This is a genomic window from Sphingobacterium sp. SGL-16 (assembly GCF_011043515.1).
Lineage (GTDB): Bacteria > Bacteroidota > Bacteroidia > Sphingobacteriales > Sphingobacteriaceae > Sphingobacterium > Sphingobacterium litopenaei.
In genome coordinates this window covers 1-22,294 of record NZ_JAAKGQ010000009.1, presented here as the reverse complement: position 1 = coordinate 22,294, position 22,294 = coordinate 1, and the positions used below count along the sequence as shown (strand labels likewise).

General features: G+C 36.0%; 21 protein-coding genes. 16 read left to right on the top strand and 5 right to left on the bottom strand.

Annotation, left to right across the window (positions count from 1 at the left end; translation table 11 throughout):
• Positions 1-151 precede the first annotated feature (151 nt).
• The 3 genes from G5B32_RS05040 to G5B32_RS05030 are packed head-to-tail and all read left to right on the top strand — an operon-like array spanning position 152 to position 5,706.
• The gene (locus G5B32_RS05040; protein WP_165290460.1) at positions 152-3,157 is read left to right on the top strand and encodes a SusC/RagA family TonB-linked outer membrane protein; all 3,006 of its coding nucleotides are present in this window, start codon (positions 152-154) and stop codon (positions 3,155-3,157) included.
• A 12-nt stretch (positions 3,158-3,169) separates the two neighbouring features.
• The gene (locus G5B32_RS05035) at positions 3,170-4,726 is read left to right on the top strand and encodes a RagB/SusD family nutrient uptake outer membrane protein (RefSeq protein WP_165290459.1); all 1,557 of its coding nucleotides are present in this window, start codon (positions 3,170-3,172) and stop codon (positions 4,724-4,726) included.
• Positions 4,727-4,737: 11 nt separating this feature from the next.
• Positions 4,738-5,706: a SusF/SusE family outer membrane protein gene (locus G5B32_RS05030; protein WP_165290458.1), complete on the top strand. Its 969-nt coding sequence runs from the start codon at positions 4,738-4,740 to the stop codon at positions 5,704-5,706.
• 163 nt (positions 5,707-5,869) lie between these two features.
• Here the strand turns inward: G5B32_RS05030 and G5B32_RS05025 are convergent, their stop codons facing one another.
• The gene (locus G5B32_RS05025; protein ID WP_165290457.1) at positions 5,870-6,274 is read right to left on the bottom strand and encodes a hypothetical protein; all 405 of its coding nucleotides are present in this window, start codon (positions 6,272-6,274) and stop codon (positions 5,870-5,872) included.
• A gap of 112 nt (positions 6,275-6,386) precedes the next feature.
• Here G5B32_RS05025 and G5B32_RS05020 point away from each other — a divergent pair, with 112 nt between their 5' ends.
• The 4 genes from G5B32_RS05020 (at position 6,387) to G5B32_RS05005 (ending at position 9,452) form a co-directional block, all read left to right on the top strand.
• Positions 6,387-6,995 (top strand): hypothetical protein, encoded by a 609-nt coding sequence (locus tag G5B32_RS05020; protein WP_165290456.1) that lies wholly within the window; start codon positions 6,387-6,389, stop codon positions 6,993-6,995.
• Between the two features lie 111 nt (positions 6,996-7,106).
• A complete protein-coding gene (locus G5B32_RS05015) occupies positions 7,107-8,087 on the top strand; it encodes a deoxyhypusine synthase family protein (protein ID WP_165290455.1) in 981 nt (326 codons plus the stop codon).
• 146 nt (positions 8,088-8,233) lie between these two features.
• Positions 8,234-8,770 carry a hypothetical protein gene (locus G5B32_RS05010; protein WP_165290454.1) on the top strand — a complete coding sequence of 179 codons (537 nt, stop codon included), beginning with the start codon at positions 8,234-8,236 and terminating at the stop codon, positions 8,768-8,770.
• Between the two features lie 106 nt (positions 8,771-8,876).
• Entirely contained in the window at positions 8,877-9,452 is a 576-nt protein-coding gene (locus G5B32_RS05005; protein WP_165290453.1) for a non-canonical purine NTP diphosphatase, read from the top strand.
• 99 nt (positions 9,453-9,551) lie between these two features.
• Here the strand turns inward: G5B32_RS05005 and G5B32_RS05000 are convergent, their stop codons facing one another.
• Positions 9,552-11,822, bottom strand: coding sequence for an OstA-like protein (locus tag G5B32_RS05000; protein WP_317166086.1), 2,271 nt, complete (start codon positions 11,820-11,822; stop codon positions 9,552-9,554).
• Between the two features lie 94 nt (positions 11,823-11,916).
• Here G5B32_RS05000 and tilS point away from each other — a divergent pair, with 94 nt between their 5' ends.
• The 7 genes from tilS to G5B32_RS04965 all read left to right on the top strand — a co-directional run bounded on the left by tilS (position 11,917) and on the right by G5B32_RS04965 (position 17,994).
• Positions 11,917-13,254, top strand: coding sequence for a tRNA lysidine(34) synthetase TilS (gene tilS, locus G5B32_RS04995; protein WP_165290452.1), 1,338 nt, complete (start codon positions 11,917-11,919; stop codon positions 13,252-13,254).
• Positions 13,251-13,730, top strand: a complete 480-nt coding sequence (locus tag G5B32_RS04990) for a hypothetical protein (protein ID WP_165290451.1) — start codon at positions 13,251-13,253, stop codon at positions 13,728-13,730. The genes tilS and G5B32_RS04990 overlap by 4 nt, the downstream gene beginning before the upstream one ends.
• A gap of 84 nt (positions 13,731-13,814) precedes the next feature.
• On the top strand, positions 13,815-14,132 hold the full coding sequence (locus G5B32_RS04985; protein ID WP_165290450.1) for a DUF4834 family protein: 318 nt from the start codon (positions 13,815-13,817) through the stop codon (positions 14,130-14,132).
• A gap of 95 nt (positions 14,133-14,227) precedes the next feature.
• Entirely contained in the window at positions 14,228-15,334 is a 1,107-nt protein-coding gene (recF, locus tag G5B32_RS04980; protein ID WP_165290449.1) for a DNA replication/repair protein RecF, read from the top strand.
• Positions 15,324-15,641: a DUF721 domain-containing protein gene (locus G5B32_RS04975; protein ID WP_165290448.1), complete on the top strand. Its 318-nt coding sequence runs from the start codon at positions 15,324-15,326 to the stop codon at positions 15,639-15,641. Before recF ends, G5B32_RS04975 begins: the two co-directional genes overlap by 11 nt.
• A 216-nt stretch (positions 15,642-15,857) precedes the next feature.
• Complete coding sequence (locus G5B32_RS04970) at positions 15,858-16,751, top strand: EamA family transporter (RefSeq protein ID WP_165290447.1); 894 nt, start codon at positions 15,858-15,860, stop codon at positions 16,749-16,751.
• A gap of 121 nt (positions 16,752-16,872) precedes the next feature.
• Positions 16,873-17,994 carry a lipid II:glycine glycyltransferase FemX gene (locus G5B32_RS04965; protein WP_165290446.1) on the top strand — a complete coding sequence of 374 codons (1,122 nt, stop codon included), beginning with the start codon at positions 16,873-16,875 and terminating at the stop codon, positions 17,992-17,994.
• 34 nt (positions 17,995-18,028) lie between these two features.
• On the opposite strand, the gene G5B32_RS04960 is transcribed toward G5B32_RS04965, so the two are convergent.
• Positions 18,029-18,649 carry an L-threonylcarbamoyladenylate synthase gene (locus tag G5B32_RS04960; protein ID WP_165290445.1) on the bottom strand — a complete coding sequence of 207 codons (621 nt, stop codon included), beginning with the start codon at positions 18,647-18,649 and terminating at the stop codon, positions 18,029-18,031.
• Positions 18,650-18,741: 92 nt separating this feature from the next.
• Entirely contained in the window at positions 18,742-20,187 is a 1,446-nt protein-coding gene (asnS, locus tag G5B32_RS04955; RefSeq protein ID WP_165290444.1) for an asparagine--tRNA ligase, read from the bottom strand.
• Between the two features lie 157 nt (positions 20,188-20,344).
• On the opposite strand from asnS, the gene G5B32_RS04950 reads away from it, so the two are divergent.
• Together G5B32_RS04950 and G5B32_RS04945 are read left to right on the top strand one after the other, a co-directional pair.
• Positions 20,345-20,845, top strand: a complete 501-nt coding sequence (locus G5B32_RS04950) for a GNAT family N-acetyltransferase (protein WP_165290443.1) — start codon at positions 20,345-20,347, stop codon at positions 20,843-20,845.
• Positions 20,846-20,925: 80 nt separating this feature from the next.
• The gene (locus G5B32_RS04945) at positions 20,926-22,002 is read left to right on the top strand and encodes an endonuclease/exonuclease/phosphatase family protein (protein WP_165290442.1); all 1,077 of its coding nucleotides are present in this window, start codon (positions 20,926-20,928) and stop codon (positions 22,000-22,002) included.
• A gap of 130 nt (positions 22,003-22,132) precedes the next feature.
• Here the strand turns inward: G5B32_RS04945 and G5B32_RS04940 are convergent, their stop codons facing one another.
• A complete protein-coding gene (locus tag G5B32_RS04940; protein ID WP_410528458.1) occupies positions 22,133-22,273 on the bottom strand; it encodes a transposase in 141 nt (46 codons plus the stop codon).
• Positions 22,274-22,294: the final 21 nt, after the last annotated feature.

Sequence of the window (22,294 nt, the reverse complement as noted above, 5' to 3'; positions counted from 1 at the left end):
AAATTAAATTTCTATCTTTATGTAACCTCTTTGGGAACGTTCCCAAAGATTGTGATAACCAAAAGGAAAACAAAAGCTATTATGTATATGTTCTATTTATTGTAGAATGTTTACCTAAATACATCTATTTTATAAACCAAAAACTCAAATTATGCAAAACTTTACATTTCGTAATTCGTTGCTTTTCTATTTGTTTTTGCTTCTCAACCTGTTTTCATTTTCTAGTTATGCTTCGTCGTATATACAGGCGAATTCTATTGCTGGGAAAATAACAGATGGGAATGGAGGAGCGGTAGTAGGAGCAACTGTAAGTATTAAAAATTCGGCTACTGCAACTTCTACAGATGCGAATGGTAATTATTTGTTGACTAATGTACCGCTGGGGAGTCAAGTAGTTATCGTGAATATGATTGGCTATGAGAAATCAGAAACTAATATCAATATCGTCGCGGGAGCAAATAAGTTGGATATTGCCTTAATATCAGCTTCTGATGAATTGGAAGAAGTCGTAGTCATAGGATACGGTACAGCGAGACGTAAACAAGTTACGGGCTCAATTTCCAGTGTTACGCCTGAGGAATTCAATAGAGGTGTGGTGAGTTCTCCTGATCAATTGTTGGCAGGTAAGGTAGCAGGTCTAACGGTGAATAGATCTGGTGGAGATCCAACTGCTGGATCGACGATGCAATTGCGTGGACCTTCTTCCTTGACAGCGAGCTCTTCGCCCTTATATGTCATTGATGGAATTGTAGGAGCTAATATTGAATTAATTGCGCCAGATGATATTGTTTCGATGGACGTGATGAAAGATGCATCTTCGACAGCAATTTACGGTTCGCGTGCAGCCAATGGAGTTATCTTTGTGACGACCAAAAGAGGTAAAGCAGGCGCACCTGTACTTTCGTATAGCGGGTATGCTGCATCAGAATCTGTTTCTAATCGTGTCAATGTATTAAGTGCTGCAGAGCATAAGGCTTTTGTCGAAGCAAATGGTCTTGCGGTAGCGCCGACTGAAACAGGCTTCGAAACTGATTGGCAAGATGCTATCACCAGAAATGGTGTGTCACACAACCACAATTTATCGCTGACAGGTGGAAGTGAAGGCACACGATACAATGCTTCTGTGAATTACTTCAACAATCAAGGTATTGTGAAACGTAGTGGTGTAGAAAAAATTGTTGCGCGTGTAGGCGTCGATCAAAACGCTTTTGAAAACCGATTGAAACTTTCATTTAATTTAGCAAATAGCATCAATACATCTACGCATATCGATTATGGTATTTTTAATGGCGCAGCGCGTTTTGTGCCGACTTCACCAATAATGACAGATGATCCAGAATATGCGCAGTATGGTGGTTATTTTCAGGTCGTTGGTCGTACAGGCTATATGAATCCGGTTTCAATGTTGAATCTTCGCGATGAAAACAGAAGTAATAACACGTTGCTTGGAAACTTCAAAGCAGATTTGAAGCTTGTTGATGGATTGGTTTGGTCTAATGTTTTATCTTATCAACGCACGCATTGGGATAAGAATTATTATATGGCTCGAACAGATTTTGATTCTTTCGCTTTAGGAAGAGGATTTGCAGATCGAACAGCCTTAAAACATATTGACAAGATTCTAGAATCTTATCTGAATTATTCCTTCACTGCTGATTTGCACACATTTGAGGCGATGGCAGGTTATTCTTATCAAAAGACTAAGAATGATGATGGTCTTCGCGGTACATCTGTAGGCTTTATGTCAGATGATTTGTTGGATAATAATTTGAATTTGGGTTCTTTGCCCGAAGGGTACAATCCATACAGTGATTTTCCATACATCAAAGAATCATTATTAATCTCTGGTTACGGTCGTTTGGGTTATAATTACGACGAGAAATACCTGTTAAGTGCTTCTATTCGTCGTGATGGTTCATCCAAATTTGGTGTGAATAACAGATGGGCAACATTCCCATCCATTTCTGCGGCATGGCGATTGACACGTGAAGATTTCATGCAAAATCAACAATTATTTTCTGAATTGAAAATAAGAGCGGGTTATGGTGTATCGGGTAACCAAAATATCGATCCTTACCGTAGTATTATTTTGTTTGGACCACGTGATGGACAATTTTTCTACAATGGTAAATGGGTAAATGCGTATGGTGTAAGCCAAAATGAAAATCCTGATTTAAAATGGGAAAGCACTTCCATGTTTAATGTAGGTTTGGATTTCGAATTGTGGAAAGGTCGTATTGGTGGTACAATTGAGTATTATAATAAAGAAACCAAAGACTTATTGTATGAATACGATGTGCCGTCTCCTCCTTATCAATTCAATAGATTATTGGCAAATGGTGCAAGTATGAGTAATAAAGGAATAGAAGTGGTATTGAATGCGAATGTATATTCCAATGAAAATTTCCGCTATTCCACTACCGTGAATTTTGCTAGAAATGTAAACGAAGTTGGCTCGCTTTCCTCTAATATTGAGAATATCGGTGTGTCACAACGTTATGAAGGAGGTATCGGCTTAGAAGGGTGGACTGGGCAAACGGCATCGATTGTATTGCCAGGCCAACCTTTAGGAACTTTCTATGTGGCTAAATATGTCGGTTACGACGAAGTTGCGAAACGTACTATTTACCAAAAACCTTCAGGCGAATTGGTAACGCAGGACCAAATTTCGGCACCAGACGATTACCAAATTATGGGATATGCGCTTCCTAAATTTACTTATGGCTGGAACAACAATTTCAGATACAAAAGTTGGGATTTAAATATTTTCTTAAGAGGTGTATACGGCAATCAAATTTTCAATGCTACACGTGCAGATTTATCAAGATTGCAACAGGCGAATGTGACTAACATTTCAAAAGACGCGTTAGAAGAAGGGATTTTTGAAACACCATTGATCGCGTCGAGCAGATTTCTAGAAGATGGTTCGTTTTTGCGCCTAGATAATATGACTTTAGGTTATAGATTCAACACAAGCCAAGCTAAATATTTCAAACAAGCGCGATTGTATTTGACTGCACAAAACTTATTTACATTGACTGACTACACGGGCGTAGATCCAGAGTTGAGCTTAGGTGGATTATCTCCAGGTATTGATAATAGAAGCTATTATCCAAAAACTCGTTCGTTCATTTTTGGTGTCAATTTTACATTTTAATACGTAAATAATATGAAAGCGAAAAATAATAAACTACATATATTTCTGTTGGCTGGACTTACATTTTTTGGCGCCTCGTGTACCAAATTCGATGATAAAGTTTATTCATCTTACACAGAAGATACTTTTCCAAAAACGCCTGAGCAGTTTGTTGCGGTTACGGGGCCTGTATATACTTCGGCTAGGGGATATTTTGGGGATTACTTTGATTTACAGACCGCAGGCTCGGATGAAGTGATTATTCCGACACGTGGTGGTGACTGGTTTGATGGTGGTAAATGGCGTGATATGCATTTTCATACGTGGTCGCCGTCGCACGAAGTCGTTCGTAATGCTTGGAATTGGGGCTTCAATGCTATCGGTACATGTAATCGAGTGTTGAGTGTGTTGGAAAAATCTGAAGATTCAGAACAAAAGAACCAAACATTAGCAGAAATTAAAACTATGCGTGCTTGGTACTATTATTTGATGATGGATGCGTATGGAAATATTCCGTTGGTAACGTCTTTTGATACAGGTACGGAGTTGCCAAGTACAACGCCTCGTGCGCAAATATTTGAATTTGTTGTTTCAGAATTGGAGGAAAATCTACCGTTATTGAGTGAAGAAAAATCTTTAGCAACTTATGGAAGACCTACAAAATGGTTTGCGCACGCATTATTAGCAAAAACCTATCTCAATGCGCAAGTATACACAGGTACAGCGCAATGGAACAAAGTTGTAGAAAATGCGAATGCTGTAATTGCGTCAGAGAAATATTCCCTAGAAAATGATTTCTTAGCTCAATTTAAAGCAGATAATGGTGCGGACAGTCCAGAACCAATTTTTTCAATTCCATTTGATGCATCAAGAGCAAAAGGTAATGCCTTATTCAACAAAGTATTGCATTATGCGCATCGCCAAACATTTGAGTTGAATGGTAATCCATGGAATGGATGGAGTGCGCAGCCCGCATATTTCAATTTATTTGAAGATTTAGACAATCGTAAGCAACAATGGTTATATGGGCAGCAATATAATTCCACAGGTCAACCATTAATCTACAATGGGATCAATATAGTGATAAATCCTAATGGCTATAATCTATTGCCAGGTTCTGATTTTGATATTGGTGGCGCAGATGATGGTGGTCGTTTGGCGGGTGCACGCTGTGTGAAATACCAACCAGATAAAAATCACATTGGCAGTGATGCAGGTAATGATGTAGTGGTTTTCCGATTAGCCGATGTTTTATTGATGAAAGCTGAAGCTATCTTGCGAGGTGCAACAAATGGCACTGCTGCACAAGCTGTAGAAGCAGCTAATCAAGTGCGCAAACGTGCTTTCCCAGTAAATCCAGAGAAACATTTTACAACTGCAACATTGAATTTAGATGCTATATATAAAGAACGTGGGTTGGAATTTACATTTGAAGTAACGCGTCGAACAGATATGATTCGCTTCGGCAAATGGGAAGATGCCATGTTGTTTAAGCCAGCAAACACAGCAGAGACATATAAGCGCCTATTTCCAATACCAGCGACAGCGTTGGCAAATAACACAAATCTAACACCTAATCCAGGTTACTAATTATGAATGTTATGAAAACAATATATAAATTTTTAGCAATTGGTTTATGTGGTCTACTTCTCTTAGGTATTAATGCCTGTAAAAAGGTAGAACATAGCATTGACGATCAAATTGTTTCAATAAATGAAAGTACAGTATCAACTATCCAGATAGGTAAGAAGCTGAAAGTAGGTTTCATAGCAATGAATGTGAATACCTTTGAATTTAGTATTGAGAAAGATGGAACAGTATTGCTTACAGAACAAATTGCGGTAGAGCCTAATCAAAATATTACAGAAAAAGAATTTAATATTCCTTTGGATGAAAGCTATATAGGAGAAGCAAACCTTAAAATAACCTATCAATCGGGGGGACAAACAGTGACTAAAACGCATCCAATAACCTTCGAAGAAAGTAACCCACAAATGTTTGTCGTAGGTGGGTCTACTGGAGCAGGTTGGGAACCTACCAATGCGGTAGCTATGACATTATATGGTGAAGATAGTAAAACTACATTTGAAACATTTGAATACTTGACTGCTGATGGAGGCTTTAAATTCTTACCAACAAATGTAGATTGGACAGGCGGATATGGTTTAGGAGACACTCCTGGAACTATTTCACAAGATGAAGAAGCGGGTAACTTGACTGTCCCTATCAATGGTTTCTATCGAATCCGTATGGATGCTGAAAATCTAACCTATGAAACATTAAAACTATCAATGGGAGTGATCGGTGATGCTACGCCAGGTGGATGGGACAGCGATACGGATATGACTTTCGAAGGTGGAAAAGGAACTTATGTATGGAAAGTGTCTCTAAACTTAAAAGTTGGAAAAATAAAATTTAGAGCCAACGATGATTGGGCAATAAATTTCGGAGGAACTCCAAATGAAATTACACAAGGTGGAGCGGATATAGAGGTTGCTTCAGCTGGTTTGTATGATTTAACATTAGATCTTACTCCGGGAGCGTACACCGCAAAAATTGAGAAAAAATAATAAACTAAAAATGGGTGATTTAATCACCCATTTTATATAGTTTTGAACTATGAATACAATGTCTTGGGGAATTGGAAAAGAAGAAGTTATCGTACTTATTGTGATTGCAGTATTTTTGACTGCTGCTTACTTTTTCTTCTCAAAATTGCTGAAACGTAAATAATTAGTCTACTAAAAAGGCTTGTTCGATACTTTTGATTAATTGGATATCCGAAAAATAAATTAATCGTGCATCTTGAAAAGCTATTTCCTTAGCTTTCTGCTCAGCATTTAATGCAAATTCTTGGAATATTTTGAAATGCTCTTTTCTTTGTTGAGGGTCTTTTGATTTGAATTGTTGAAGTTTATCGACCAAATCTTCGTTAATTTTTAATTCAACTTTATAATTACTTGCCACTTGTTGGAACATTATTAACGGTTCTTTTTCACCTTGAAAATAAATAACAAAGGCCTCTAAGTTATTTTCATCTTTAATGATATAAGCCTCAAATTCAATATTTCCTATTTTGATTTTATCAATTAGCAAGGGTGTGTTCATTTTTTTTCGGTTAGTTTTATTAGGAATCAAAATTAAATTTATTTTCTTATACTCCGCGAAATCCCTTTAAAAATATATAACACATTTAGTGATTTTTCTTTATATTTGAATATGTTAATCTAAATAATAGTCTGTCGGTTATATGAACCACTATTTTTTATTGTTTTTCGCATTACTTGTTTTCTCTTCTTGTAAAAAAGATGAAACTATTGAAGATTCATTTGTAGGTGAGTGGAACTTCAATAATTATTATGAATATAATTATTGCTCTAATTGCCCAGATCCACAAGAAACTACTATAAACCGAACTGATGTAACTATGTCAGGAGCAATCTATAAAAAGATAATCTTTTTAGAAAATAAGGAAGTTAGGTTGTTGTTGAATTATCCTCATTATACAGCTAAAGAAGAAGAAAATAGAGGAACTTATATGTTGAAAAATGACAGTATATTTTTCAATGTCAAAGAAGTTTATTTTGATGGAATGAAACAGACCATTTCAAATAATCTGTATATAGATCCTGAATTGACGAATACATTACCTTTTGATCATTTACGAGGTAGATCTTTCAAATTTAAATTTAGTCTTCAAAATGATAAATTAGAGATTTTCCAACAAGATTATGACCGTAAAGGCAATATAGTTTATACGAATATTCCGTCTAGACCTTCGAATCCAAATGCTGGTAATACCTTTAATGTTGAAACGAGAACAGCAAAAACAGAGAAAGTAACGTACCAACGTAAATAGTCTTTTTATCATTTGTTAAAAAATTGCTGCGAGGGAATGCTTTCCCAGGCTTAAGGGCTTTAAATAAATTTAAATCAGTACCTTTGTGCTACTTATTAAAAATAGAAAAAGATGAGTACACAAAAAGGTCCAATTAGTCAATTTATTGAGCACAATTACCGTCACTTTAATGCTGCCGCATTAGTAGATGCAGCTAAAGGATATGAACAACATTTACTAGAAGGTGGTAAAATGTTGATCTCATTAGGTGGTGCTATGTCAACTGCTGAATTAGGTGTTTCTTTAGCGGAGATGATCCGTCAAGATAAAGTACATATTATCTCGTGTACAGGTGCAAACTTAGAGGAGGATGTGATGAATTTGGTAGCGCACTCGCACTACAAACGTATTCCTAACTACCGTGATTTGACACCAGAGCAAGAGCGCGAATTATTAGATACACACTTCAACCGTGTTACAGATACTTGTATCCCTGAAGAAGAGGCATTTCGTCGTCTTCAACAACACTTGGAAGATGTATGGCACGCTGCTGAAGCTAAAGGTGAACGTTACTTACCACATGAATTTTTATATCAAGTAGTTAATTCTGGCGTATTGGAGCAATACTATGAAATCGATCCTAAAGATTCTTGGATCGTAGCGGCTGCTGAGAAAAATTTACCAATCGTATGTCCGGGATGGGAAGATTCTACTACAGGTAATATCTTCGCGGCAAATGTGATCAAAGGTAACTTGAAAGCTTCTACTGTGAAATCAGGTATTGAATACATGATTTACTTGACAGAATGGTACCGTGCTAATTCAGAAGGTAAAGGTGTTGGTTTCTTCCAAATTGCTGGTGGTATCTCTGGTGACTTCCCTATCTGTGTAGTACCTATGATGTACCAAGATTTAGAATGGGAAGATGTTCCTTTCTGGTCTTACTTCTGTCAGATTTCTGACTCTACAACTTCTTATGGTTCGTACTCAGGTGCTGTTCCTAATGAGAAAATAACTTGGGGTAAATTAGATATTGATACGCCAAAATTCATGATTGAATCCGATGCTACTATCGTAGCGCCATTGGTGTTCGCTTGGATCTTGGGACAATAGTTTAGATATTAGTATTTAGAATATGAGATATGAGATTTTTTCTTGTATCTCATATCTTTACTTCTAGGAGTTCAAAAAAAGAAGTATATTCAATCTAATATCTATTGTCTAACATCTATTATCTAATATCTGTTAATCTAATGACAATGAGCAACCTTCTTACTGATAACCCTATTGCTTTGCAAGCTTTGATGAATGAAACCTTGTTTTCTACTGGTTTTACTGTGGATGAAAATTCTGGAGTAGCATCTTCATCATCTGTTGCTGTTGTAAATTGGGATTCGTCTTCAGAAGAGTTTGTTTTTCAGGGGGATAAAAGTACAGGAGTATTGTTTATTCTGAGGTATCCTTCTTATCCATATTTCTCGCCTGCGGCAGAAAAAGCTTTTATCAAAACCATAGGAGCATTGCAGCTTACTCCAGAAAATGTAGCTATAGTCAATTTGGCGAATCCTCAAAATCCAAATGACTTTAAACGTATTATGGCTTTCTTCGAGCCTAAGAAAATCACATTGTTAGGCGTCGAACCCGCTTCCTTAAAACTTCCAGAAATCACACACAATTCATATATGAAAGGTCGTATTGCTACTGTGTTTAATACTTTTTCATTTGAAGAGATGTTTGCCGATGTCAATAAAAAGAAACTTTTCTGGGGAGAATTTAAGACATTTATTGGTAATTGAGTAGTGAGATATGAGAATTGAGATTTTTCTTATTTCTTACTTTTGATTTATCACTTCTTCTTATTTCTTTTTTGACTTCTACCTTTTTACTTTATACTTTTACAGCATGTTAGAACTAGTATTTGCGACGAATAACGCCCATAAGCTTGAAGAAGTGCAAGCTATTGTAGGAGATAAGTTTGTATTGAAATCTTTAAGTGATATAGGTTGTCAAGACGATATTCCAGAGACAGGAGTAACTTTTAAAGAAAATGCAAAACAGAAAACTGATTATTTAGTGGACAAATATGGTTTATACTGTTTTGGTGATGACTCAGGACTAGAGATAGATGCTTTGAATGGAGAGCCTGGTGTATATTCAGCACGTTATTCAGGAACACGCGATATGGAAAAGAACATTGAATTCGTATTAGAGAAATTAGGTGATAATCCAAATAGAACAGCACGTTTCAAAACAGTGATTTCTTTGTATTTTAATGAGCAACAACATTTCTTTGAAGGAGCTATTGAAGGTAAGATTATAAAGGAAAGAAAAGGTGAGAAGGGCTTCGGTTACGATCCTATTTTTATTCCGAATGGCTATGATATGACCTTCGCTGAAATGTCCTCTGAAGAGAAAAATGCGATTAGCCACCGCGCAATTGCTGTCTCTAAACTAGCAGAGTTTTTAAAAAACTATTAGTGTATAAATAAAAATTAAAACTTATCTCCTTGTCTAAGTAGGGATGATAAGAAAGTTTATAAAAACAAGAAGCTCATCAAATTGATGAGCTTCTTGTTTTTATGGTTCGATTTCTTCTGAAATTTCTTCAATCTGTTTTTTCTTTTCGATTGGTTTACCTTTTACTTCGACTTCTTCTTTCTCACTTTTATCACCTTTAGCATCCGTTGTATCATTGTCTTTTGGAAGCTCTCGTTTTCGGTTTAATAGATCTTCTTTCGATTTTGGTCTATCTTGCGGTCGCCAAACAAATCCAGGTAAAATTTCATTTTCTTGCGTTACCAAGCTAAAAGGATACACCTTTTGATCTACCTTCTTAATGGTCACATAGTCAATAATTTTCTTATCTTCCATGTACACTTTAATTCGTCCACCACGATCATGAAACATCTCCGTGATAATTTTTGTTTTATCATTTTGAGAGAACACCAGATTCTCAGCATTACCATCTACAAATAGTCTTTCAATATTATTATTAGCAAAGAAAGCCGTAATCTTACGTCCCTTAAGCTGGTTGAATTTTGTGGAATCGGACAATGCGTTCACCATAAAAGCATTTTCTTTCAAAAGCGCATTATCCATTTTTTGATTCACAATCTGCATGTATATAGTGTCTGCCGATATTTGAGAATCTTGAGCCCAAATCATTGGTCTTCCCATAAAGCGAAACATAGAATCCTGCATGCCATAATATACAGAATCCGCTACTGCCTGCAGGTCGGATTTGAACAATCGCACATTATAATAAGCTTTTACTATACGGGTACGAGACGTATCTGAAATTTCTTTTTTAGTCAAATTTGTATCAGCCTGTTGCGCAATTTTCAATGCTTGATTGATGGCAGTGTCTGCATGTCCTGCTATGGGAACAACAGCTTTTTGACGAAGAATAGAATCAGCTTTCAAAGTGTGCTCAATTTCTTTCCTTCCTTCACCATGATTATTGTTTGCTGTAGTTTTACTAGTAACCTTAGGAGCAGCTTTTTTAACAGCATTGGTAGCTTTTTGCAATGTTCTTCCTTCTGTTTTTTCTACTTTGGCTAATGGATCAGCTCCTTGCACTTGCGTAGAATCAGTTAATGTGTTTTCACCCGTATCATCGTCATCTCCATAATCTTCTTCGTCTTCATCCAACATCTCGCCACCATTTCGATCTAATTTTAAGTCCAATGGAATGTATTCTTTAGCAAGAATCATTCGCGAATATAAGGTGTCTGCAGTCATGTAGACCGAATCTATTTTAGGTTCTGGTTTAGGATCTACAGTGGGCTTTTCAATATAATTTGTAACTTCATTTTCCGAAGTTTTAGTTTCAGTTGACTTTTTCTCTTTATTCGTCTGAACTTCTTTTTTGTTTGGTTTCTTGCTTTCCGTACTAGCCATTAAAGGAGGTTCAACTTTCGTAGAATCTGATGCTGTACTATCCGAATCATTTTTAACCACCGTAATGATATACGGCTTTTCAGTCATCAAAATAGATTCTTCGTCTTGCTTATATTCTCCCTTCCCTCCATAAGCATAAAACTTGTCCAAGGTATCCACGAACACCACATTCCGAAAGGCTTTACCTATACCTGTAGCACGTTCATAATGAAGACTATCACCCTTTAGAAATCGGCTGCCTTCGGTATATAAATTTTTCTTATTGAAATTAGCGATACCTGTAGCCGTATTGTATACACCTTTCTCTGTATATAAGTTTTCTTGTTTATTGCCTTTGATATTTGTTGGTCCAAAAAAGTAGGTGTCCTTAGTCATGCTGTTATACCGCATAGTATCGGTGTAAACCTTAACCGAAGGATTTCTCACAATTACTTTATAACGGAAATAAGCATCTCCAGAATTTTCGAAATAATAAGCATTCCGTGAAGTGATGGTGTCAGTTTGCGTGATAATCCGACCCCCTCCCGTATACGTTCCGATTTTTGAGCGCATATTATACGTCAGATAATTCGTGGTTAATACCGAATTTCTATCTACCATCTTGACATTGCCTGTAAGTTTAGCATGTTGTGCGGCGGCGTCATAATGTAAATAGTCCGAATAAATAACGGTACCCGAAGGCTGAGTAATGACTACATTCCCAAAAGCTTCGAAAAACTGTTGTTTAATTTCATTTTCGTAGATATAACCACTGTCAGCAGAAAGGGTGTTTCCTTTGTGTTCATAGACAGGATTATAAAAGGTCATGTGACCAGTTTTTGCATTGATTCGGCCTGAACTTGAGGATACCAAATTCATACGGTTAGCTTCGCTAACTTGTGTAGGAATTTGTCCGAACAAAACTTGTACGGAAAAGATAAATAAGAGTAAGGATATATACTTCTTCACGAAGGCAAAAATAGATAATTAAATAGCAAAAAAATGTTAATACAATCATTTTTCCTGTTAAATAAAATCAATTTTTAATCCCTATTTTTGATATATGGATATTCTCAACCGATTTGAGTGTTATGTGGAAGAAAATAAGCTGTTTAGCAAGGCTGATAAAATCCTTGTAGCGGTGAGTGGAGGGCGCGATTCCATGTTATTATTGTGGCTACTTCATCACTGCAATTATTCCATCGAAGTCGCACATTGTAATTTTCAGTTACGAGGAGAAGAATCCGACGGAGATGAGGCATTGGTTCGGGAATTTTCTGCTAAGAATTCTGTTCCAATTCATGTAAAAAGATTTGATACGCAAGGCTATTCAGAATCCACTAAAGTGTCGATTCAAATGGCTGCTCGAGAACTTCGATATACGTGGTTCGAAGAGTTGCGTCAGCAGGAGAATTGTACGGTAATAGCTGTAGCGCAGCATATGAACGATTCTGTAGAAACTGTATTATTTAACTTGTCACGTGGAACGGGACTTCAGGGACTCCAAGGAATTCTACCAAAGCGAGACTATTCAAAGGTGGTGAGACCATTGTTGTTTCTTCAAAGCAGAGAAATTACAGCGTTTGTTCAAGAACAAAATATTCCATTTCGTGATGATTCTTCTAATTTCTCGAATAAATATGCGCGTAATAAAATACGTTTAGATATCATTCCAGAGTTGGAAAAACTCAATCCAGAATTTATTTTTATAATGAATGAGAATATTCAACGCATGCGCGATTCGCAAGAAGTATTGTCTTCAAGTATGGTGCGACTGCGTAACGAAATGTTATTGCCTAGAGGTCATGATTCGTGGTCGATTAGTAAAGGAAACCTTTCCAATCTTTCGTTGAATGAATTGTATTTCTTCTTCGAACCCTATGGTTTTAAGAAAAATGTTCTGCAAGATTTGCTAGACAATCTATATAAAGAATCTGGAAAAAAGTTCGAAGCCGAAAGTTACCAGCTCATTACAGATAGAGAAGAAGTTGTGCTTTCACACATATTAGAGGATTATGAAGAAATCTTAATCCATTCAGAGGATAAAAAATTTGTTTGGGTAAATTATGAATTTTCTGCAGAGCTAAGCGAGAATATTTCTGTCCTGAAAGAAAAGAATATAGCTAAGATAGATTTTGGAAAATTAGTTTTCCCTCTTGTTATTCGTTCTTGGCAGGAAGGAGATGTTTTTCAACCGCTTGGAATGCAGGGGAAGAAAAAGTTGAGTGATTATTTTATCCAAAAGAAGATAAATATTTTAGAAAAAAGGCGCGTTCCAATTTTGGTAAATGGAGATGGTCGAATTATCTGGGTAGTTAATCACCACTTGGACGAAAGATTTAAGATTAGGGATAATACACAAAAAGTCCTTAAATTAGTTTGCAATTTACAAACGATATGAGTCAAGAAAAACATTTTGTTGAAAGACAATTTTTAGGGAGAGACATGACTTGGATTAGCGTCCGCATGACTTTGGCTTTATTTTGTTTTATCGTATACTACCTTAATGTGGATCATTTACCATCAAGACAATTGTTTTTTATAGTTGGTAGCTGTATCATTGTAGTATCCATAGTGATGATGTATTTGGTACATTATAAAACAGATGTATATAATGGGAACGTGGTTTTGAGCGGTTTATGGTCGACAAGATTGGTGAAAATTGATTTGTCGTCTATTACGAAGGTGGAGAAAAAACCTTACAGTACGTACATCTTCAATAATCCAGTTTATAATCTACATAAAAACGGTAAAATACGTTTCTATTCGGGTGGAAAAGATGCGGTTTGGTTGACAGATAAGGATGGCTTGATTTATATTATAGGTACGCATCGTCAAGAAGAATTATATAATGCAATCCTAAAATCAAAATCTTAAATAGTGTTAAGAGAATTGAGTCTGACATTACATTGACTTAAGTTTTTTACGTTTTTGATATATTTGGGTAAATAGATAATACAGATGACAGCTTTATATTTTATTTTAGGAGTTATTACTTTTTATTATGTCTTCAAATTTTCTATGCGTTTATTATTACCATACGCTATGAAAAAGTTGACAGAGCGTATGATGAATAAGGCACAGCAAGGTAGAGGAGGTTTTACCTATACCTATACTTCCGGAAATCCATTTGGTCCACAATCAACATATCAAGACAATAATCAACAACAAAATAAATCAAATGGACAGGTACAGGTGGATTATGTGCCGCCTCGTGAAGAAAAGCGTACAGTAGCGCCTAATGCAGGTGAATTTATAGATTTCGAAGAAGTAAAGTAGATTTTCATATTAGCAAATGAGAATAGGTTGATTAGTGTCTAAAACTAATCAACCTATTTTTTTGAGTTGTACTTTTTTAAGTTTTACTTTGTATTATGTGGTTGAAACAGCTTTCCGTATTAAATTTTAAGAATTACGCCGAATCTAGTTTATCCTTTTTGCCAGAGGTCAATGCCTTTACTGGCGCTAATGGAGCTGGTAAGACGAATTTATTGGATGCAATTCACTACCTGTCCTTATGCAAATCCTATTTTAACCCTATAGATTCTCAACATATCAAAAAGGGAGAGGAGTTCTTTATGGTACAGGGAGAATTTGATCGGGATGATCGACCAGATGTAATATCTTGTAGTTTAAAGAAGAACCAAAAGAAGCAATTCAAACGCAATAAAAAGGACTATCCCAGATTGGCTGACCATATTGGTCAGTTTCCATTGGTGATGATATCGCCAAATGATACATTGATTATTCTCGAAGGTTCGGAAGAGCGTCGCAAATTTGTGGATAATGTGATTTCACAAACGGATAATCGCTATTTGGATACGTTGATTTCCTACAATAAGATTCTGTTGCAACGTAATACTTTATTAAAGAATATCAAAGAAAAAGGTGTTTTTGATGTTGGGCTTTTGGAAGTGTTGAATATGCAGTTGGTGGAGGTAGGAGAGGTGATTTACCAAAAGCGTAAAACGTTTATGGAGAATTTCACGCCTTCTTTTCAGCGTCATTATCAATATTTGACAGAGAGCGCAGAGGAAGTTACTTTGGTATACGATTCACAGTTACATGGTGCTGATTTTATGGTGCTATTAGAATCTTCTTTAGAAAAAGACAGAATCCTCGAGCGTACCACACAAGGTATCCACAAAGATGATTTGTTATTCACGATTCATGGTGAAATGCCGTTGAAAAAATTCGGTTCTCAAGGTCAACAAAAATCTTTTTTGATTGCATTGAAACTGGCGCAATATACTTATTTGCAAGAGCAAAATAAGTTCAAGCCTTTGCTGTTATTGGATGATATTTTTGATAAACTGGACGATAAGCGTACCAAAAAGCTGATGCAGATGGTATCGGATGACGAGTTTGGACAGATATTTATCACGGATACAGACGCTAACAGAATTCAGAAAATATTTGACGAAATCCAGCATCCTATACGTATATTTGATGTCGAAGGAGGACATGCGCATGCTATATAAGAAGAAAGTGGATGAAATACCAACCCGTGATGATATCAGCATGAAACAGGCTGTGGAGAAATGGTTGGAGGTGTACCGCTTGCGCCGCAAATATGAGGATTCCTCCGTAGTCACGTTTTGGGAAGAGATTATTGGTCCTTACATAGCTAAAAGAACACAACATATCTATATCAAGGATAAAAAACTCTATGTCAAAGTCGAATCGGCTGTGGTGAAGCATGAACTAGCTATTAACCGTAGACAGATTATTGGACGTGTGAATGAACATGTGGGGAATGTGATAGTGGAAGAGTTTGTTATTCTTTAATATTATAACAAGACTATTCCCAAATAAAAATAAATGAATGCACTCACATTGTTATTCATAAATGTCGCCTAACAAAATTTTGCATTTGCAGGTATGGATATAAGTTGTGCAAAATTTTCAAGCGACGAGTTTTTGATTACTTTTTTCGGAAAAAAGTAATTGCCTGCCCGGCAAGAGGGCTTAAAATCAAATAATCAGTCACATTAATCTACCTTCATGGCGTTTAAATATTATGCTGCTGCCTTATTTTCTTTTGTAGTTTGGGGCGTTTTCAGTTTGGTTTTAAAACCCTTGAGCAATTATGCGGCTTTAGATATTTTGACCTATCGTGTGGCATTTGCAGCCATAATAATTGCCTTTATAAGTTTAACCTTTCGATACAAAATTACCAAGGAAAATATTTCTATAATAAAATCATTAATTCCGAAGGAGCGGTTCAAAATTATTTCTGCAACGATCTTTAGTGCAATAATGCTTGCGCTAAACTGGTATTTATACATCTATGTGATGAATGCCGTGAGTGTCAATGCGACCTCTCTGGCTTATTTGATTTGTCCAATTCTGACAACAGTATTAGCAGGCATATTTCTGAAAGAAAAATTAAATATTGGGCAGTGGATAGCTGTGGGTATGGCTGTTCTCAGTTGCATAATGCTGTCTTATGGACATTTTATGGATATGTTGTATAGTGTGGTGATTGCCTTATCTTATGCCATATATTTGGTGGTTCAAAAAGCAAGCACAAAATTAGATAAATTTTTTACGCTTACACTGCATATTCTGATAAGCTCTTTTTTCTTAATTCCAATGGGAATGAGTACCGGAGAAACTGTGACTCATTCTGCATTGTTTTTTCAGTTGGTATTATTAATCGCTGTCCTCTTTACAATTATTCCTTTATTCCTCAATATGTATGCGCTGAAGGGGTTGGATTCTTCGGTTGTAGGCGTGTTATTATATATCAATCCCATTATTTCTTTTCTGCTGGCTATATTTTATTTTGATGAAAGCATTACCTTGCTACAGGGGTTTGCATATGGACTAATCTTTATGGCAGTTGTTGTCTTTAATGTTTCTTATTTACGAAAACACCAAGACGCTGTTGTTTAGAAAGTTTCTAATAAACTCTTGTTACTGCATTTTGACAAATCCATCTGTTTAAGTATGACTTTAATGGCTATGTTTGTACCATTTGTGTTTTTAAGAAATTATTGAAAATAAATGGTTTATCATGATAGCGGATTTAGAACAAAAAGATAACAGAGATCTTTATAAAACAGGTATAATCCAACAAACTGCCTATTGGTCTACCGTAAAAAAACTTCAAGGAATAGATTCATTAGCATATAATTTCAGAACTAAAGCAGAAGATTTATTTTGCCAGCCTTCTGAGGAAGCGTTTGTGGTGGGCGATTTCTTGATTATGCTGCAAAATCTGGATATAGACCATTGTATAGCTTATGTACCCTATGGTCCGGAAACTGAGCCATCAGAAGAACAACAAGGTTATTTTTTAGAGCAGCTCTCAGAAGCTTTACGCCGGTATTTACCACCCAGCTGTATCCTAATCCGCTATGATTTGTCTTGGCAGTCGCAATGGGCAAATGACGACGATTGTTATGATTTGCATGGTAATTGGATAGGTTTTCCATCCAAAAGAGTGCAAGAGATGCGTGTAAATTTCAATACAGAATATGGGAATCTACGTAAAGCAAATACCGATATTTTGCCAACGAATACGATATTCATGAATTTAACACAGTCTGATGATGTATTATTAGGCAAGATGAAACCTAAAACGCGCTATAATATTAATTTGGCTAAGCGTAAAGGTGTTCGTATAGAATCGTTGGGTTTGGAGAGTTTAGAAATTTGGTATGAACTGTATAGGCAGACAGCAAAGCGAAACAATTTCTTTTTACACGATATCAATTATTTCAGAATTGTACTATCTGCTCGTGCGAATAATTCCGAGTCTCCTGCTGATGTGTATATGTTGGTGGCATATATAGATGATGAGCATTTAGCGGCGATGTTTTTGGTTGTTTCAGCTAATCGCGCAACTTATTTATACGGAGCTTCTTCTACAGAAAATCGAAATTATATGGGGACGTATGCCTTGCAATGGAGAGCCATGCAGATAGCTCGTGAAAAAGGTTGTACAGAATATGATTTTTTTGGTATTTCACCAGATGCAGATCCTGCACACCCGATGTATGGCTTATACCGTTTTAAAACTGGTTTTGGCGGTGAAATATTTCATAGAATGGGCTGTTGGGACTATCCTTTGGACAAGCGCAAGTATGAGTTTTATTCTGCGATGGAATTCCAAAATCAGCGTTACCATTTATAATTAACAGGCTAGCACATTGTTAGCCTGTTAAATTTTATAAATATTGCTCTAAATCTCCTTTTCCTTCGCGGATAACCTCAAATTCACCGTTTGTAACATCGACTACGGTAGAAGCGACATTGTCACCGTAGCCACCGTCAATCACTAAATCTACGCTTTCTTGGTATTTTTCGTAAATCAATTCGGGGTCTGTCGAATATTCTATGATTTCATCTTCATCGTGAATAGAGGTTGTCACAATTGGATTTCCTAATTGTTTTACAATTTCTCGAACAATATTATTGTCGGGTACACGAATACCGACTGTTTTCTTTTTTGAACTTAACAATTTGGGAACTTGTCCGCTTGCATTGAAAATAAAGGTAAACGGTCCAGGCAATGCTTTTTTCAATACACGGAAAACGGTAGTGTCAAATGGTTTTGTATATTGGGAAATATCGGTTAGGTCATAACAGATAAAAGATAAATTCGCTTTGTCTGGTTTCAACCCTCTAATTTGACAAACTTTCTCGATAGCTTTTTGATTGGTTATGTCACAGCCAATACCGTATACCGTATCGGTAGGGTAGATGATTACTCCACCTTTTTTCAAAATATCAACGGCTTGGTCTATAGCCTTTGGATTCGGATTATCGTTATATATTTTTATAAGCATAGCCTAAAGTAAAAAGTCAAAATTAAAAACTATTTAGTACTACAAAAAAAGAGTTGCTATAATAACAACTCTCTTTGTAATATGTTCGTTTATTAAAACTCTGCGTTTTTCGGTGTACGTGGGAAAGGGATCACGTCTCTAATATTCGTCATACCTGTGGTGAACAATACCAAACGCTCGAATCCAACACCAAAACCTGAGTGAGGCACAGAACCGAAACGACGTGTATCTAAGAACCATTCCATTTCTTCTTCTGGAATACCTACTTCTGCCATGCGCGCCAATAATTTTTCTAAGTTCTCCTCACGTTGAGAACCACCAACCATCTCACCGATACCTGGGAACAAAATGTCCATCGCACGTACGGTGTGACGACCTTGTGCATCTACTTCATTTTGTTTCATGTAGAATGACTTAATCTCACGCGGATAATCAGTTAAGATTACTGGTTTTTTGAAGTGTTTCTCTACCAAATATCTTTCGTGCTCCGATTGTAAGTCAGCTCCCCAACCTTCAATCAAATATTTGAATTGTTTCTTTTGATTTGGTTTTGAAGATTTCAAAATATCAATAGCTTCTGTATAAGTCAAACGTTCAAAGTTATTTTCCAATACGAAGTTTAATTTCTCTACTAAGTTCAATTCCGAACGTTCAGCTTGTGGCTTTGATTTCTCTTCATCTAACAAACGGTTTTTCAAGAATTCAATTTCTTCAGGACAAGTATCTAAAGCGTATTTGATTACGTATTTCAATAAATCTTCTGCCAAGTCCATGTTGTCTTCTAACTCATAAAAAGCCATTTCTGGTTCGATCATCCAGAATTCAGCTAAGTGACGAGTCGTATTTGAGTTTTCTGCACGGAAAGTAGGACCGAAAGTATAGATATTACCAAAAGCTAAAGCTGCTAATTCACCTTCTAACTGACCAGAAACTGTTAAGTTTGTTGATTTTCCAAAGAAATCTTCTTTGAAATCTACTTTTCCATCTTCTGTCAAAGGTGGGTTGATAGGGTCCAGCGTTGTTACTCTAAACATTTCACCAGCACCTTCGGCATCCGAACCTGTGATAATAGGTGAGTGGAAGTATACGAAATCTCTTTCTTGGAAAAACTTATGTATAGCAAAAGACAACGCATTACGCACTTTGAAAATGGCATTAAAAGTTCCTGTACGAACACGTAAGTGTGCGATCTCGCGTAAGAACTCTAAGCTGTGTTTCTTAGGTTGTAATGGATATTTCTCTGGATCCGAATCACCGATAATCGATACTTCGGTAGCTTTTACTTCTACACGTTGACCTTTACCCAAGGACTCTACCAAATTACCTTTTACACGAACTGCTGCACCTGTAGTGATTCTTTTCAAAATCTCTTCTGGTGTATTTTCAAAATCTACTACAGCCTGGATATTATTAATTGAAGAACCATCATTAATTGCTATAAATTGATTATTACGAAAAGTTCTAACCCAGCCTTTTACGATAACCTCTTTTCCAAATTCTTCGGATTTTAATAATTCTTTAATTCGTGTATGTTCCATTTTTATGTATTAGGAAATTTATAATGTTCTTTTTGTAAGAGTACAAAAATACGCTATTCTATCGTGTTATAAAAGGTTATTTTTCGTTGTTCTCAAATAAGTTTTAATTAACTTCAAAGCAGGAGAAACGGGAATAACTAATTTAGAAAAATCTACCATGACATTTAGGAAAGCATTAGAATCTGAAGTGGCTGAAATTTGGACAATTCTTCAATACGCGATAGAGCGACGAAAACAAGATGGCAGTAAACAATGGCAAGATGGATACCCTAATCCTGATACCATTCGTCATGATATTGCTAAGGATTGGGCTTATGTGTTAGCTGATGAAAAGGGGATATTGGCATATGGAGCGGTGATTTTTGAAGCTGATCCAGATTATGCAACCATTACTGGAAAATGGATTACGGAGCGAGATTATGTGGTCGTTCATCGGGTTGCGGCTGCACCACGCGCAAAAGGGATGGGCATTGCTACTCAACTATTCCAATATATAGAGACTTTAGCAAAATCAAGAAATATTTATAGTATTAAAGTGGATACCAATTTTGATAATATGGCCATGTTGCGAATTTTAGAGAAGTTAGGTTATAAATATTGTGGTGACGTGATAATTAGAGATTCAGCGCGAATGGCTTTTGAAAAATGTTTGGATTAATCTTTGCATAAAAAGGAGTGTTTCGAAGAATAAGATACATTGTATCAAATCAACAAATAAAACATTTTTAAGATTCCTATATGAATTCTACAATTTGGGTTGCTACATCAATAATAGTTTTACTTAGTATTTTACCATTTATTCGAAATCAGCATTGGGTATTTCGTGTGCCTGATTTTGTACGTCCACAATTGTTGTTTTTACAGTTACTCACTTTGATAGCAACTATTATTTGGTGGAAGGATGTTTCTTACCCCATTTTAATTCTATTCGCGTTGCTAATATGTATAGGATACAATTGCTATATTTTTATACGATTCACTAAATTTTGGCGTAGCAATAAGTACGAAATATCAGTCCAGCACTCAAAAAATGTAAAGATAATTTCTGTAAATGTCTATCAATTTAACACTGAATATCACCGCTTAGTCGATATGATTCGTAAAGAGAAGCCTGATATTTTTATGACGATGGAAAGTAATCAAGATTGGGAAAATGCTTTGCAAGAACTCAAGAATGAATACCCAAATTTTAAGGAAATAGCTTTAGAAAATACCTATGGCATGCACTTCTATACTAAGTTGAAAGTGCATGATATACAGGTTCATTATTTTGTTGCCGATGATTTACCAAGTATAGAAGCAGAATTAGAAACAGAGGATGGTTATCGGTTTATTTTCTTTGGTGTACACCCACCTCCACCGAGTCCAACGGAAGAAGAAACTTCCAAAGAACGGGATGGCGATTTATTATGTGTAGCTAAAAGAGCAAAAAAGCAAAAATTGCCTGTGGTAATCACAGGAGATTTTAATACCGTTGCTTGGTCAAGAGTTTCTGTATTATTTAAGAAAGCTAGTGGCTTAATAGATGCGCGATACGGTCGTGGATACTTAGCTACATTTCATGCGAAGTATTGGTTTTTCCGTATTCCATTGGACTTGTTATACCACAGTGCTGATGTTTTTATTGATGACTTAAAGATTCTTCCTTCAATATGTTCCGATCACTTTCCGATGTGTTGTACATTCTACATTGATAAACACAATGACGAGCAGATAGAAGATGTAAAAACGTTAGACCAAGAGGAAAAAGAAGAAGTTGAAGAGTTAATCGAAGAGGGGAAAGAGGAGGAAAGCGAAAATAGGAGTAATTCCTAATAAAAATTACAGCTTCTCAAAAATGAGTCAATGTGAATACCAATCCTATGACCAAAATTAGAGAAGCTACAATTATTTTATAAAACGGAGCGTAAAACCCACAGGTCTTTAGCCTGTGGGATGTAAGCGACTAACCCTGATTGAGAATATACTCACGAATAGTATCAGGAGATGCTTCACTTATTGAACAAACAAAATAACCCTCAGAGCAGAAAGTATGTTCTTTCCAAAAATGTTTAAATAAGAATGACCTGTGTGGTGAACGCCAAATGTAATAATTAGATTCTTGTTT

Excerpts from the sequence above, each read along its gene's own strand:
- G5B32_RS05040 (WP_165290460.1), top strand. The coding sequence starts at position 152 with ATGCAAAACTTTACATTTCGTAATTCGTTGCTTTTCTATTTGTTTTTG.
- G5B32_RS05035 (WP_165290459.1), top strand. The coding sequence starts at position 3,170 with ATGAAAGCGAAAAATAATAAACTACATATATTTCTGTTGGCTGGACTT.
- G5B32_RS05030 (WP_165290458.1), top strand. The coding sequence starts at position 4,738 with ATGAAAACAATATATAAATTTTTAGCAATTGGTTTATGTGGTCTACTT.
- G5B32_RS05020 (WP_165290456.1), top strand. The coding sequence starts at position 6,387 with ATGAACCACTATTTTTTATTGTTTTTCGCATTACTTGTTTTCTCTTCT.
- G5B32_RS05015 (WP_165290455.1), top strand. The coding sequence starts at position 7,107 with ATGAGTACACAAAAAGGTCCAATTAGTCAATTTATTGAGCACAATTAC.
- G5B32_RS05010 (WP_165290454.1), top strand. The coding sequence starts at position 8,234 with ATGAGCAACCTTCTTACTGATAACCCTATTGCTTTGCAAGCTTTGATG.
- G5B32_RS05005 (WP_165290453.1), top strand. The coding sequence starts at position 8,877 with ATGTTAGAACTAGTATTTGCGACGAATAACGCCCATAAGCTTGAAGAA.
- tilS (WP_165290452.1), top strand. The coding sequence starts at position 11,917 with ATGGATATTCTCAACCGATTTGAGTGTTATGTGGAAGAAAATAAGCTG.
- G5B32_RS04990 (WP_165290451.1), top strand. The coding sequence starts at position 13,251 with ATGAGTCAAGAAAAACATTTTGTTGAAAGACAATTTTTAGGGAGAGAC.
- G5B32_RS04985 (WP_165290450.1), top strand. The coding sequence starts at position 13,815 with ATGACAGCTTTATATTTTATTTTAGGAGTTATTACTTTTTATTATGTC.
- recF (WP_165290449.1), top strand. The coding sequence starts at position 14,228 with ATGTGGTTGAAACAGCTTTCCGTATTAAATTTTAAGAATTACGCCGAA.
- G5B32_RS04975 (WP_165290448.1), top strand. The coding sequence starts at position 15,324 with ATGCTATATAAGAAGAAAGTGGATGAAATACCAACCCGTGATGATATC.
- G5B32_RS04970 (WP_165290447.1), top strand. The coding sequence starts at position 15,858 with ATGGCGTTTAAATATTATGCTGCTGCCTTATTTTCTTTTGTAGTTTGG.
- G5B32_RS04965 (WP_165290446.1), top strand. The coding sequence starts at position 16,873 with ATGATAGCGGATTTAGAACAAAAAGATAACAGAGATCTTTATAAAACA.
- G5B32_RS04960 (WP_165290445.1), bottom strand. The coding sequence starts at position 18,649 with ATGCTTATAAAAATATATAACGATAATCCGAATCCAAAGGCTATAGAC.
- asnS (WP_165290444.1), bottom strand. The coding sequence starts at position 20,187 with ATGGAACATACACGAATTAAAGAATTATTAAAATCCGAAGAATTTGGA.
- G5B32_RS04950 (WP_165290443.1), top strand. The coding sequence starts at position 20,345 with ATGACATTTAGGAAAGCATTAGAATCTGAAGTGGCTGAAATTTGGACA.
- G5B32_RS04945 (WP_165290442.1), top strand. The coding sequence starts at position 20,926 with ATGAATTCTACAATTTGGGTTGCTACATCAATAATAGTTTTACTTAGT.